Raw genomic sequence first — 12,904 nt, forward strand, 5'->3', positions numbered from 1 at the left:
GTCGATAGCTCGGCTATGGTACGCGCACTCGCCGCCGACGACGTTGCATCGGTCCTCGATCTCGAGGCGCTGTTGCCCGTGATCGCCGACGCGTTCGAACGGCAGTTCGACGGCGCCGTCGAACGACCGGCGCGACCGCACTACCCGATCGGCATTGGGCTCGATCCCGACGCACCGACGGAGCCGACGGGAACCGGGCTCTGTATGCCGGCGTATATTCACGGCAGCGAGTACGCCGTCACGAAACTCGTGGCCGTCTGTCCGGACAATCGTGAACGCGACCGGCCCACTGTGTCCGCCCAGCTGTCGGTCGTCGACGCCGAAACTGGCCGGCCCGCCGGCTACCTCGAGGGCAACCGTATCACCAACGCCCGAACCGGCTGCATCGGCGGTCTCGCGGCCCACGACCTCGCGACGGAAGGCCCGCTCGAGGTCGGCGTGATCGGTGCCGGCGTCCAGGCCCGCTGGCAGGTTCGCGCCATCGCGGCGGCGGTCGGTTCAGCCCTCGAGTCCGTTCGCGTCTATTCGCCAAGCGATTCTCGCCGGGAGTGTGCTAGCGTGCTCGAGCGCGAACTCGACGCGTCTGTCTCGCCGGTCTCGAGTCCCGAGACCGCCGTCTCGGACGCCGAAATCGTGGTGACAGCGACAACGAGCGAGGAGCCGGTGTTTCCCGGCGAGAAACTGGCCGAGGGAACGCTCGTGATCGCGATCGGGGCGTACACGCCCGAGATGCAGGAACTGGACGCGACGACGATCGATCGCGCGGATCGAATTTTCGGCGACGTTCCCGCGGAGGCTATCGAAACGGGCGACCTTCGAGAGCACCGGGATCGAACCGTCCGACCGTTCGGCGCCGTCGTTGCCGAGGATACCGACCGTCGATCCGCCGACGCGACGGCTGGCCGGCAGTCGACCGACGAAATCGTCGTCCTCGAGAGCGTCGGCTCGGCGGTACTCGACGCGGCGACGGCAACGTTCGTCTTCGATCGGGCGGTCGATCGCGAGCTGGGAACGACGGTCGCCCTCGACTGATACGGATTGTTGTAGCGTTTTACCGGTGATCACCGACCCCGTCCGGGTGATCACCGGTAAAGAACTACAACGGTCCATATGATACGGTTTACTGTACGTCAGTTTCGGTGCAACCGTCAGTGGGATCGGATTGTACCGAAATACGGGTACGGCAATCCGTATCCGTCCGACGAGCGTCATGCTGGCGTCAGTCGATCGGCCGCGACACTGAAATACACCCTTCACGAAATAGACGTAACTGTTAGGTGATGGTATTCTCGAGCGAGCGTCGATCACAGATAGGGATCACGCAGCGATGACGGAGGCGGGTGCGTAGTCGTGACGATCCGATCGGATCCGATGGTCGATCGTGTCACGGACGCTTTCTTCGCGCTCGATACGGACTTTCGGTTCACCTACCTGAACGACCGCGCCGAGGACCTCCTGGAGCGTTCTCGTGGCGAGTTGATCGGTCGGGTCATGTGGGACGAATTTCCCCAGACCGTCGAGACGCAGTTTCCCGACGGCTTCCACCAGGCGATGGACGAGCAGGTATCGGTCGCCTTCGAAATCTATCACACGCAGGTCGAGACCTGGTTCGAGACGCGGGCCTACCCCTCCGAGAGCGGTCTCTCGGTGTTCATGCGCGACATTACGGCGCGAAAGCGCCAGGAAACGACGCTGGCCCAGCACGCCGCCGTCGTGGAGGCAATCCACGACGGCATCCTCACCCTCGACCGCAACCGCCAGATCGTTACCGTCAACGACGCCCTCGAGTCCTTTCTGGGCACCGACCGCGAGGAGTTACGGGGCGAACACGTCGAGGTCGTGCCCCAACTGGCCGACATCGCAAACGACGACGCGGTCGACATCGGCCGGGCGATCACCGACGTCGATATCGGCACCGCCGACCAACGCCAGCTCGAGTTACCCTTTAGCGACGGCGACGGCCGCAACCGGATTGGCGAGTTCCGCGTCGTCCCGATCGAAGACGATACGGCCACCGTCGCCATCGTTATCCGGGACGTCACCGATCGCCACGAGTACGAACGCGTGGCGGCCTCGCTCCACGAGGTGACTCGCTGGCTGTTGGAATCCGACGATCCCGAGGAAATCTGTGCGATCGCCGTCCACGCCGGGAGCGACCTCCTCGATCTCCCGATCAGCGGCGTCTGGCTGCTCGAGGAAGAACACGGCTATCTCGATCCCGTCGCGGGCACCGCCGGCGCTCACGAGGAGTTCGGCGGCCTGCCCCGCTTCCATCCGGGCGAGGGACTCGTCTGGGACGTGTTCGAATCCGGTGACGTGAGCCGGTTCGACGACCTCGAGACCGTCGACGACATCTACAATCCGGAGACGCCGATTCGATCCGAACTCATCGCACCGATCGGCACCCACGGCGTGCTCATGTCCGGCTCCCTCGAGGCCCACCGATTCGACGAGACCGACGTGGAACTGGTCTCGACGCTCGTCGAGAACACGCGCGCCGCGCTCGATCGTGCCGATCGCGAGCGAATCCTCCGCGAACGCAGCGCCGACCTCGAGCGCCAGACCGAACGTCTCGAGGGCGTCGCGACCGTTCTCTCGAACGACCTGAAACACCAGCTCGAGTTGGTCGCCGACGCGTTGGGCGACGACGACGAGAACTGGGAGTTCCCGCTCGCCGAGGAATCGGTCGAAGCCACGCTCGACCGGGCCGAACGCCTCGTCGACGACGTTCGCGAGTTCGCCCGCAACGCGACCGCCGTTCGAACGCGAACGCGGGTCGACGTCGGCGAGGCCATCGAGCAGGCCACGGCGGGATCCCGTCTCGAGGACGACGCCGTCACCCTCGAGCGTCCAGCCACGCTGCGGGCGGACTACGACCGGTTCGTCCACCTCCTCGAGACGGCGTTCGACGATGTCGCGGCGCGCTCGAGTGGCGACGTGACGGTCCGAATCGAAATCGTCGGTGTCGACGAGACCGACCGACCACGTGGCTTCGCACTCGTCGACGATGCACCCGAACGACCCTCCTCGCCCCAAGACCACTTCCTCGAGTCGACAGCCGACCGGGACGGCGCCCTCGAGGGACTGGGTCTCGCGCTCGTTCGGGCGATCGCTCAAGCCCACGACTGGGAGCTTTCGATCGTTGACGACGAAGAGACTCGCATCGAGATCCGAGACGTGACGACCCTCGAGTCCGACTCGGCGACCGGGGACGAAGCTGAACTGTCCGCACACGCCGACACCAACTCAGGCACCAACGAGGAATAGCCGAAACGCCTTCCGGGCAGTTTTCGGTTTGTTGTATACTCAACCACGACGATCTTGGGCTGTACCGGTACAGCAATCCGTCTCAATCCTCGAGCAGCGGCTCGTTCGAGAGTTCTCGACAGAGTTGGCGGTAGCCATCGCCCTCGAGGAGTTCCTCGACGGTCTCGTCGACCTGCACGCGCAAGACGGCGAGTCGGTCCTCGAGGCGGGCATACTCCTGGCTGGCCTTGCGTTCGGCGGTGGTCTTCTCCGAATCGAGGAGGACCTTTTTCGAGGCCAGCGCGAAGAATTCCTGCAGTTGCTCGTCGTACGCCGAGCGCAGCCGCAGTCGGTCGATCGTCTCGATCAGTTCGTCCTCCGAGACCGGTTTGACGAGGTAGTCGTCGAACCCCATTTCGACGATGTCGAAGTCCGGTTCGATCGCCGTCACCATCGCAACCCGACACTCCAGTTGCTGTTCGCGAATCGTATCCAGGACGGCATCACCGGACAGTCCCGGCATCCGCCGATCGAGCAATACGATGTCGACGTTTTCGTCGATCGCCTCGAGAGCGTTGCTCCCATCGTGGACCGCGGTCGGCTCGCAGACGTCCTCGAGCCAGGCGGCGTACAACGTCGCGAGGTCCGGCTCGTCTTCGACGATCAACACCGTGGGAGATTGTGGACTCATCGGGGAACCGATTCCGTTCGTCTCCTCGGTGAGTCCTGCAGTTATATCAATATACCGACGGCGGAATACTATCTCGGAACTGGGAGAAACGTGCTCGAGCGTCGGTACAACGGTGTATTTGCTCGGTTCGCCGGGTCCAGTGGTGTGTGGGTTCGGATCCGGTGGAACACGAGTTCGGCTCCGAGATTACTCGAGTTCGGACTCGATCGTCGACCGGAGCGTCCGAATCGCGTCGGCGTCGGTCTCGAGGGTCGTCTCGCCGATGTCGATCTCGAGCGTGCCATCGTCGGTCGGCGCGCCCAGGGAAACGACCGGGGCGACGCCGTCGAATGCCTCGCGGACATCGTCGGGATCGGTCGTCTGGATCAGCGCGCGGCCGGGCTGTTCGTGGAAGAGTACGTGTGCAGGGTCGACACCGCCGTCGACGGGAATCGAGACCTCGAGGCCGGCCTCGTCGGTGACCATCTCCGCGAGGGCAACGGCGAGGCCGCCGTGGCTCACGTCGTGGACGGCACGGGTCGACTCGTCGTCGGCGACGGCCGCGAGCGTGTCGACGACCGACGCGGGGTCGTCGGGGAGCGCGGGGAACCGATCCGACCCGTCGAACTGCCGGAGATACTCCGAGCCACCCAGACGAGCGTCCTCGCGCTCGAGGCCGTGATCGCCGACCAACAGGAGTTCGCTGTCGCCGTCGGCATCGACCGACAGCGCGGGTGCATCGTAGCCGGCTTTGGTTCCGACGAGCGCGAGCGTCGGCGTCGGCGGGATCGGACCGGCCGCCGAGTCGTTGTACAGCGAGACGTTGCCGCCGACGACCGGCGTCGAGAGCGTCTCACACATGTCCGCGAGTCCGTCGACGATTCCCGTGAACCCGCCGTAGACGTCGGGTTTTTCCGGGTTGCCGCCGTTCAGACAGTCGACGGCTGCAAGCGGGGTTGCGCCCTTGGCTGCGACGTTCGTCGCGTTCTCGAGAGCGACCGCCTGTGCACCCACGTAGGGAGCGGTCTCGGTCCAGTTCGGCGCGGCGCCACTCGAGATGGCGAGCCCGCACTCGGCCTCCCGGACGGCGACGATGGCCGCGTCGTCGCCGGGACCGACGCTCGTACGCACGCCGACTTCGTGATCGTACTGGCGATAGACCCACCGTTTCGAAGCCGTGTTCGGACTCGAGACGACGGCTTCGAAGGCCGCCTCGAGATCTGTCCGGGGGAGATCGGTGTCGGGCTGGCTTGGCTCCTCGGCCGGCAGGTCGTTCATCGGTGCGCCCTCGCCGAGGAAGTGGGCGTCGACATCGACGACGGTCTCGGAGTCGCCCGAGCCGTTATCGAAGGTGCAGGTGTAGTTGCCGTCGGTAACCTCGCCGATGACTGAACAGCCCAGGTCGAAACGCTGTGCGATCTCGCGGACGCGCTCGACGTTGTCGGGCGCGACCTCGTAGCACATCCGCTCCTGGGATTCGGCGAGCAGAATCTCGAGGGCGTTCATGTTCGGCTCGCGCTGGTGGACGCGCTCGAGTTCGATGTGGGCCCCCAGCCCACCTTTGGCGACGAGTTCGCTCGAGGCGCCGCCGAGGCCGGCCGCGCCGAGGTCTCGAGCGGACTCGACGAGTTGCTCCTCGATCAGTTGTTCGTTGGCCTCGATGAGCAGTTTCTCGGCGTAGGGGTCGCCGACCTGGACCGCCGGTCGGTCCTCGGTTTCGGCGTCTTCGGCCAGATCCTCGCTGGCGAAACTCGCGCCGCCGAGTCCGTCGCGACCGGTGCCGTTGCCGACGAGTACGAGTTTGTTACCGGGCTCTTGGGCCTCGGCGGTCACCAGCCGCTCGTCGTCGGTCAGGCCGACGCAGGCGACGTTGACCAGTGGGTTACCCTCGTAACCGTCGTGAAAGTCGACGCTCCCTGCGACCGTCGGGACGCCGATGCAGTTGCCGTAGTGGCTGATCCCCTCGACGACTCCCTCGAGGAGGTATCGCGAGTGCTCAGCGTCGAAGTCGCCGAAGTATAGCGAATCGGCGAGTGCGATCGGGTAGGCACCCATCGAGAGGGTGTCTCGAACGATGCCGCCGACGCCCGTTGCCGCGCCGTCGAACGGATCGACGTAGGACGGGTGGTTGTGGCTCTCGATCCCCAGCGTGATGTAGGTACTCGAGTGGTTTTCGTCCGTACCATCCTCGGGTAACGCGACGACCGCCGCGTCGTCGCCCGGTCCGATCACGACCTGTTCGCCCTCGCTTTCGAAGGCCGACAACAACGGTCTCGAGGAGCGGTACGCACAGTGTTCGCTCCAGAGGTTCTCGAACAGCGCCGCCTCGGCTGGGGTGGGCTCCCGACCGAGCTCCTCGACGACGAGTTCGCGGTCCGAATCGGCAAGACTCATTCATCTAGGTGGTGAAAGTCGGCCGGTAAATGGGTTTCTATGTGCACGTTCGTGGGTATGTGTGGCCGGGTGGTTCGGTCGAACGGTCGATGGACTCGTCCCGACGCTACTGTCGACGCTTGGAAGAATGGTGTTCGTCCCGTAGCACGTGCAAAACGTCGTCTCGACGACCGTTACTCGTCGTCTTCGTCGGCGTCTTTGATCTCCTGTAACTGGCCGAGCAGGTCGTCGGTCGAGGCGTCGGTTTCGACGGAGACCGAACCGTGATGGTCGTGTTCGTGGACGTTGATCGCAGCGTCTTCGTCGTCGTCATCCGTGCTTTGCTGGTGCTGTTGCTCGGACTCGTCGTAGCTTCCAAAACCCATGTCTCAAACAGAGACGACCGGACATATAGCTCCAGTGGTTTGGTCCCCACTCTGGAGTGTCAGGACACATCACGGTCGTCGTGCAACGGGCGTCGATCGGTGCAGATGATCGCACAGAGCGCACAAAGGTTTAACCTCGCGCGAGACTTCGTCCTACTGGAGAGGACACTATGTCTCGAGACGATACCGACGAGCACCGGGTGGACGACGGAACCGATCGCTCGCCAGACGAGTTTGACAGTAGCGAGGAGGTACTCCAATCGGCGACCAGCGACGAGATCGATCAACGCATCGTCGATCTGCTGTCCTGGATCCTCGATACGGAGACGCGAGCGAAGATTTACGTCTTCCTGCTTGCCAACTCCGCCAGCACGTCCGAGGAGGTCGCGACCGGAACCGGGCTCTACCCGAGTACGGTCCGAGAAGCGCTCGCGGAACTCCACGAGGAAGACCGCGTCACGCGGGAAAAACGCTCGAGCGACGGTGCCGGGAACAATCCCTACGAGTACACGGCGATCCAGCCGAGCGAACTCGTCGGGGGCGTCGTCGATCAGGTTCAAGCGGAGTTGAATACGATCTTCGCGCTCGATCGCGTCCTCGATCGTGGCGGCGACACCGACCCGACGTTCGACGGCGACATCGAGCCCGTGACGATCACCGTCGACGACACCGATCCGCTCGAGGACGGCGACGCGAGCTTCGACGAGACGGGCGACGAAACGAACGACGGCGAGGACGGCGAGGACGGCAAGGACGAGGACGAGTTCGATTCGGCCGAGGAGTCTTAGGCGTCGCCGTCGAGTTCGAGCACGTCGGGACGCTCGAGTTCGAGATCGCCGTCGAGAGCGGTGACCGTCGATGTCGGCCACCGGTCGGTCGCCGTAAGCACCTCGAGATCATCCGCCGTGACGAGCACCGTGTCCTCACTTTTTGCGCCGCTGACCGTCGGATTCCACGCGTAGGCCATGGGCTCACACACTGGGGCGTCGTGGCCGGGGTTTGCGATCCACTCTCGACCGGCAAAGCCTGCTGCACCGCCCTGGTGGTGGTGTTGCCACTCGCCGGCGTGGCCGACGGCGTCGTAGGCGTCCTGAATCGCCGCGAAGACGTCGCCTGCAGTCCCATCGGCGGTTGCGGCCGCCTGCGTCGCTTCGAGCGCCGTCGTCTCGACGCGGGCAGCGGCTTCGTGACGGTCCTCGAGCCAGGCTGGCAAATTGAACGCGACGGTTCGCGTACAGCTCGCATGGAGCCCACCTCGCTGAGCCGTTACCGCAACGAGTGCGTACGCACCGAGTGTGGCCTCGGTTGGCGTCCAATGGCGGTACTGCGTTGCTCGCTCGCTGCCGCCGACGAGAACGACCGGCGCTTCGATGTCGCGCGCCGAGAGGGCGACCCGCAGGGCCGAGGCAACTTCGTGTTCGGTATCGTCGGCTCGCAGTTCGCGACAGACCGACTCGACGGCGGCGGCAGTCTCGCGGCCGAGGCGCCGGTAGCGGTCGCGATCGGTCTCGGTCAGGGGCTGGCGGACCGTCGACGGATCGAACGTCTCGAGCCCGGGAACGTCGATATCGGCGGCAGCTCGGTCGGCCGCCTCGACCTGCTCGGCGATACCCGCCTCGAGTGATGTCTCGTACCACGGCACCGCCTCTACGGCGACGTTCGCCGACGAGCAGTCGGGGAGTTCCTCGGCGGCGATACGGTCGGCTTCGATGTTGTTCGTGACGACGGTGACGGTCGTTCCGTCGTAGCCGACCGCGGCTTCGCCGATATCGCTCTCGCGGTCGACGACGTTCGAACCGCCGGTGAACCAGGCGAAGGTGTTCGGGCGGGCGAGCCAGATCGAGTCGAGGTCGCGGCTCTCGAGGACCGCCTCGAGGCGCTCGCGTTTGTCCATGCCGGGTGCTGGCGTGGCTGGCTCTTGAATGCGACGAAGCGGGCGCTCTCCGGGCTGTGTCGATTCCCACAACTGCGCTACACGACCGTTTTCGCGCCACTAACAGCGGTTCTAACGATCTGAGAACGACTCGGGCAACCTAAATACGGGAGATCCTAACCCTCGAGCGAACGACTGTGTCGTCCGACAGCCCCACCTCGAGACTTCGCTCGCTGATCGATCGGTTCGGCTTCCCGCACCTGCTCGCGACGACGCTCGTATTGGTCGCCGCGACGATTTTACTCGGCGTCGCGGCGAAGGCGACGGGTTCGGGACTGGCCTGTGAAGCGAACTGGCCCCAGTGTGATGCCGGCCCCTACAACCTGTTTCCGGCGAATCTGCCGAGTTTCTACGAGTGGTTCCACCGCTTCGTCGCCATGTTTGCCGGCTTCGCGATCATCGGCTCGGCGCTTGCGTCCTGGCGAGTACCGGATATCGATACACGTGTCGCCGCACTCGTCGTCGCCGGGATGGTTCTGACGCCGATCCAGGTTATTCTCGGGCGTGAGACCGTCCTCCAGTACCAGATGGACATCCTCTCGCTACACTTCTGGACGGCCGTGCTCATCTTCGCACTGTTTATCGTCGCGACGATCATGGTCTGGAAGCCGCGGCTGACCCGAACCCATCTTACCGGTGCACTCGCACTCGGTATCCTCTCCGTGCCGTTTCACGTCGTCTTGAGTCCGTTCGTCCTCACCGACATCACCAACTACTCGCCGACCGTCCAGATGACCCAGTACGGCGTCACGCTCGCCCTGCTAACCGCCGTCATCGCCTCGCTGATGATCGGCTACTGGCGACTCGAGAGTCGACGGACGATCGGCCTGCTCGCGGTCACCTCGGTGCTCGCATTCGTTGCGATTTTCCTCGGCCGACGGACGGTGATGACGCTGAATCCAGTGCTCGATGATCTCTATATATTCGTTGCTATCGGACTGTTCGGTGCGTTCGTCGCGAGCCTCGTGCTCACCCGGAGCAACTCCGACCGGATCTGAACCGCGTTGAGACGGTTCGCAACCGTGATCCGCCCGTCGCGCCGGGATACGACACGAACCGTCTCATACGGATTACTGTACCGATTTACCGGCCCAGCCGCCGCCCGGGTCGCGGCTGGGCCGGAAATGACTTACAGTAAACCGTCTCAGAGAACCGTCGTCACGGCGGCACCGACGGCGACGCAACTGGCCACACCGAGTGCCAGCAGAACGTAGTTCGCGATCGGGTTGGCGGCACGGGTCACCTCGAGCGAGTAGTGGCTCCCCCGGACCGGCCAGAACGGACGGATCCCCATCGGCGTCAGCGCGTCCGCGAGGAGATGCGAGCCGATCGCGAGCACTCCGACGAGAAACGCGAACGCGATCACGAACCCCTCGAGCGCCAGTGGCGCTGCATCGATCAGTATCGCCGCGGCGCTGGCGACGGCGGCGCCGACGAGCAGCGCGAACCCGACGGTGTGGGTCGCCCCCCGGTGAGAGATTCCCGGGAGTCGGTGATCGATATCGGGGAGCGTCGACAGCGAGACGCAGACGACACCGCCGACGACGGCGAGCCACTCGGCGCCGAGGACGGCGACGACACCGCCGAGTGGAGCGTAGACGAGGAGGGCAGCCCCGTAGTGGCCGAGCTGGTACATCTGGCTCGAGAGAAAACAGAGCGCAACCAAAGGCGTTTGGATGCCACCCGCCAGCGCTCGAGCGACCCCGATCGCCGGAGCTTTTTCCTCGTCGATCGAACGCACTCGTATGCGGACCAGCCTCAACGTGCCCGAGGAGATGCTCGAGGAGTTCGACCGGACCTGGCAGGCCGAAGGCCTCGAGTCGCGCTCGCGCGCCCTTCGGGAGGCGATTCAGGAGTATGTCGAATCCCATCATCGACTCGAGGAAGCACGCGGGACTGTCGCGGCGACCGTCGTCTTCGATTACGTTCACGAAGCGATCATCGAAGACCTCCACGAGATCCAACACGAGTTCCAGGCCGAAATCGATACGACCTGTCACGTCCACCACGGCGAGTGGTGTCTCGAGGCGGTGTTCTGTCACGGCTCGGCGGCCCAGATTCGGTCGCTCGTCTATCGGTTGAAAGATTTCGACGCCGTCGGCCAAGTCTCCGTAACACTGTTGCGCTCGGAGGAGCACTAACCGTACGGAACCCACGCGACGCGTACCGGGAGCGTTTTTTCCCTCGGACGCGTCGGTACTGGCGTGCAAAACGTCACCGACAGGACGAGCAATCCGTTCGGTTTCAGGCCGCCGTTCGATCGGACCGGATCCGACGAACGGACGGCCGTCTTCGGCTACGGTGATGCCAACGCGGATTTCCACGTTATCGGCGACCATCCCGGCGTCCACGGCGGCCGCCGAACCGGGGTCCCCTTCACCGAAACCGAAAGCGGTCGCGCTATCCAGGACGTGCTTCGCGAGGGAGGGTTTAGCGCCGGTTCCATGGACGAGCCGTCCCTCGAGAACTGTTTTCTGAGCTACGTCCACATGAACTGTTTGCCGGACGGTCACGAGCCGACCACGGACGACTACGCCACGCTCGAGCGGTTTTTCGACGCGGAACTGCGGGCGATCAACGCTCACATTCTGCTGGCGGTCGGCGATCGAGCAACCGACCACGTACTCCGGGAGTACACCACCCAACGCGGCCGACTCGAGTTAGACATGGCGAAGCTCCACGCTCGCGATATCCGCGGCCGCGGCTTTCTGGTCGTGCCGATCCGCGATCCTCGCGAGTGGACCGACGGCGACCGAGACGCGATCGGCTCGGCGCTCGAGGCGATCCTCGGTCGGGATTACAGGCAGACGAAGGGTGTCGCGACGACGGTCGGGTAGAAACGCTACCGGCCGAGATGTTTTCTGATCGTCGCTCGCAGCGGCAGCCAGAGCCCGCCGACGAGCGGACAGGCGACGAACGCGCCCAACTCGAGTGGCAACGACGTGATGCCGCCGGCCAGGGCCCCGAGCCCGACGATCGGTGCGAGGACGGGGACGACGTAGAGATAGGTGGGAGTCCAGCCGGGCCGTCGGCGCGTGTGATGGACGACGATGCCAAACAGCAACGGCAACAGGACCGTGCCGGCGAGCAACGGACCGCCGTAGAGCCCCGTCGACAGCGCCAGTGCCAGCGCGAGGACGATCGTCTCGTCCATCGTAATCGGTCCCCACGGATCGGATCGAATGGCGAGTCGTGAGCCGCCGATCGCCACGACGGTGAGGCCGACGATCCCCGCTAACAGCCCGTACCACTGGGTCGGTGGGAGCGACGGCGCAATCGGTTCGACGGCCGTCACGAACGCGAGTGGCGTCTCGAGGCCGTACCGACCGCTCGAAAGCGTTTCCCAGACGGCCGTCGGCGCGAGGCCACCTGCCCGTAGGTCAGCCCACAGCGTCTCGAGGGCCGTTTCGTTCGCTCCCGCGTAGTGAGCGACGCCGGCGAGATACACGACCAACGAACACCACAACAAGGGCATCGCGACGTTTCGCCGACGCCACCAGCGAACGACACTGTTGTCAGCACGCGCCGGCTCGCTGGGAGTCGTTGTCCGGGTACTCGAGCGTGTGCCCGTCGACCCGGCCGTCGCGCTCGAACGTCCCGTTGCCGTCCCACCGGTGGCGCGTGACGCCGTCGACTCCCCCGTTGTGGCCGTTTCTCGGTTGGTTTTGGTCGTGTGTGTCGTCGTCGTGGCGGTCGACTGCGTCGTTGAGCCAGCCGAGTCGGCACTCGTCGACGACTCGCTCGTTCGATCGGTCGTCGATCGGTCCGTCGTCGATCGCGTTCGTGCTCGGTCACTCCTGCTCGAGTCGCCCGCGTGAGCGCCCGTCGTCCCGGACGACATCTGCGAGTCGCTACCGGTGGCCGTCCCGGTCTTCTCGCCAGCGGTTGCGCCGCGGCCGGTTTCCGATGGATTGTCGTCGGCGGCGGCCGGCGATTCGGTGACCGAACGCTCCGAATCGTCGACCCGGCTCGCCCAGACGTCGGGCGACGGGATGCCGCTGGTCCGTTTCGCGACGTAGGTTTCGTGGCCGAGTCGGTCGTAGGCCCGCCGCTCGACCGGATCACCGAGGATTTCGTTTGCCTTCGTGAGTGCCGTAAACTGGGCCTGTGCCCGATCGTCGTCGTTGACGTCGGGGTGATAGTCCCGGACCTTCTCGCGATAGGCCGACGTAATCTCGTCCTGTGAGGCGTCGGGCGACACGTCGAGAAGATCGTAGAAATCCTCAGTCATGGGTAGGGGGATATCGTCGTCTGCTCCGGAGTTACGAACGAACGATCATAATTCCGACGTTCTTC

At 64.8% G+C, this 12,904-nt stretch carries 12 protein-coding genes; 6 read left to right on the forward strand and 6 right to left on the reverse strand.

What is annotated here, in order from left to right; genetic code table 11:
* Positions 1-15 precede the first annotated feature (15 nt).
* Positions 16-1,032: an ornithine cyclodeaminase family protein gene (locus D8Y22_RS05090; RefSeq protein ID WP_141463636.1), complete on the forward strand. Its 1,017-nt coding sequence runs from the start codon at positions 16-18 to the stop codon at positions 1,030-1,032.
* A gap of 318 nt (positions 1,033-1,350) precedes the next feature.
* Positions 1,351-3,267 (forward strand): PAS domain-containing protein, encoded by a 1,917-nt coding sequence (locus D8Y22_RS05095; protein WP_141463637.1) that lies wholly within the window; start codon positions 1,351-1,353, stop codon positions 3,265-3,267.
* Positions 3,268-3,349: 82 nt separating this feature from the next.
* Here the strand turns inward: D8Y22_RS05095 and D8Y22_RS05100 are convergent, their stop codons facing one another.
* The 3 genes from D8Y22_RS05100 to D8Y22_RS05110 form a co-directional block, all read right to left on the reverse strand.
* Positions 3,350-3,937 (reverse strand): HalX domain-containing protein, encoded by a 588-nt coding sequence (locus D8Y22_RS05100; protein WP_141463638.1) that lies wholly within the window; start codon positions 3,935-3,937, stop codon positions 3,350-3,352.
* A gap of 186 nt (positions 3,938-4,123) precedes the next feature.
* Positions 4,124-6,310, reverse strand: coding sequence for a phosphoribosylformylglycinamidine synthase subunit PurL (gene purL / locus D8Y22_RS05105; protein WP_141463639.1), 2,187 nt, complete (start codon positions 6,308-6,310; stop codon positions 4,124-4,126).
* A gap of 173 nt (positions 6,311-6,483) precedes the next feature.
* Positions 6,484-6,675: a DUF5786 family protein gene (locus tag D8Y22_RS05110; protein ID WP_141463640.1), complete on the reverse strand. Its 192-nt coding sequence runs from the start codon at positions 6,673-6,675 to the stop codon at positions 6,484-6,486.
* Between the two features lie 170 nt (positions 6,676-6,845).
* Between D8Y22_RS05110 and D8Y22_RS05115 the strand changes: the two genes are divergently transcribed.
* A complete protein-coding gene (locus D8Y22_RS05115) occupies positions 6,846-7,463 on the forward strand; it encodes a helix-turn-helix domain-containing protein (RefSeq protein WP_141463641.1) in 618 nt (205 codons plus the stop codon).
* Here D8Y22_RS05115 and D8Y22_RS05120 read toward each other — a convergent pair.
* On the reverse strand, positions 7,460-8,569 hold the full coding sequence (locus tag D8Y22_RS05120; protein WP_141463690.1) for a M24 family metallopeptidase: 1,110 nt from the start codon (positions 8,567-8,569) through the stop codon (positions 7,460-7,462). The two genes, D8Y22_RS05115 and D8Y22_RS05120, sit on opposite strands and share 4 nt — an antisense overlap.
* A gap of 176 nt (positions 8,570-8,745) precedes the next feature.
* On the opposite strand from D8Y22_RS05120, the gene D8Y22_RS05125 reads away from it, so the two are divergent.
* Complete coding sequence (locus D8Y22_RS05125; protein ID WP_141463642.1) at positions 8,746-9,606, forward strand: COX15/CtaA family protein; 861 nt, start codon at positions 8,746-8,748, stop codon at positions 9,604-9,606.
* A gap of 146 nt (positions 9,607-9,752) precedes the next feature.
* On the opposite strand, the gene D8Y22_RS05130 is transcribed toward D8Y22_RS05125, so the two are convergent.
* The gene (locus D8Y22_RS05130) at positions 9,753-10,244 is read right to left on the reverse strand and encodes a metal-dependent hydrolase (RefSeq protein ID WP_141463691.1); all 492 of its coding nucleotides are present in this window, start codon (positions 10,242-10,244) and stop codon (positions 9,753-9,755) included.
* Positions 10,245-10,353: 109 nt separating this feature from the next.
* On the opposite strand from D8Y22_RS05130, the gene D8Y22_RS05135 reads away from it, so the two are divergent.
* Positions 10,354-10,749, forward strand: a complete 396-nt coding sequence (locus D8Y22_RS05135) for a CopG family ribbon-helix-helix protein (protein WP_141463643.1) — start codon at positions 10,354-10,356, stop codon at positions 10,747-10,749.
* Positions 10,750-10,812: 63 nt separating this feature from the next.
* Positions 10,813-11,445 carry a uracil-DNA glycosylase family protein gene (locus D8Y22_RS05140; RefSeq protein ID WP_141463644.1) on the forward strand — a complete coding sequence of 211 codons (633 nt, stop codon included), beginning with the start codon at positions 10,813-10,815 and terminating at the stop codon, positions 11,443-11,445.
* A 5-nt stretch (positions 11,446-11,450) separates the two neighbouring features.
* On the opposite strand, the gene D8Y22_RS05145 is transcribed toward D8Y22_RS05140, so the two are convergent.
* A complete protein-coding gene (locus D8Y22_RS05145; protein WP_141463645.1) occupies positions 11,451-12,839 on the reverse strand; it encodes a J domain-containing protein in 1,389 nt (462 codons plus the stop codon).
* Positions 12,840-12,904 lie beyond the last annotated feature (65 nt).

It is taken from the genome of Salinadaptatus halalkaliphilus, assembly GCF_006543045.1.
Classification (GTDB): domain Archaea; phylum Halobacteriota; class Halobacteria; order Halobacteriales; family Natrialbaceae; genus Salinadaptatus; species Salinadaptatus halalkaliphilus.

Excerpts from the sequence above, each read along its gene's own strand:
- D8Y22_RS05130 (WP_141463691.1), bottom strand. The coding sequence starts at position 10,244 with ATGTACCAGCTCGGCCACTACGGGGCTGCCCTCCTCGTCTACGCTCCA.
- D8Y22_RS05100 (WP_141463638.1), bottom strand. The coding sequence starts at position 3,937 with ATGAGTCCACAATCTCCCACGGTGTTGATCGTCGAAGACGAGCCGGAC.
- D8Y22_RS05090 (WP_141463636.1), top strand. The coding sequence starts at position 16 with ATGGTACGCGCACTCGCCGCCGACGACGTTGCATCGGTCCTCGATCTC.
- D8Y22_RS05110 (WP_141463640.1), bottom strand. The coding sequence starts at position 6,675 with ATGGGTTTTGGAAGCTACGACGAGTCCGAGCAACAGCACCAGCAAAGC.
- D8Y22_RS05145 (WP_141463645.1), bottom strand. The coding sequence starts at position 12,839 with ATGACTGAGGATTTCTACGATCTTCTCGACGTGTCGCCCGACGCCTCA.
- purL (WP_141463639.1), bottom strand. The coding sequence starts at position 6,310 with ATGAGTCTTGCCGATTCGGACCGCGAACTCGTCGTCGAGGAGCTCGGT.
- D8Y22_RS05135 (WP_141463643.1), top strand. The coding sequence starts at position 10,354 with ATGCGGACCAGCCTCAACGTGCCCGAGGAGATGCTCGAGGAGTTCGAC.
- D8Y22_RS05120 (WP_141463690.1), bottom strand. The coding sequence starts at position 8,569 with ATGGACAAACGCGAGCGCCTCGAGGCGGTCCTCGAGAGCCGCGACCTC.
- D8Y22_RS05115 (WP_141463641.1), top strand. The coding sequence starts at position 6,846 with ATGTCTCGAGACGATACCGACGAGCACCGGGTGGACGACGGAACCGAT.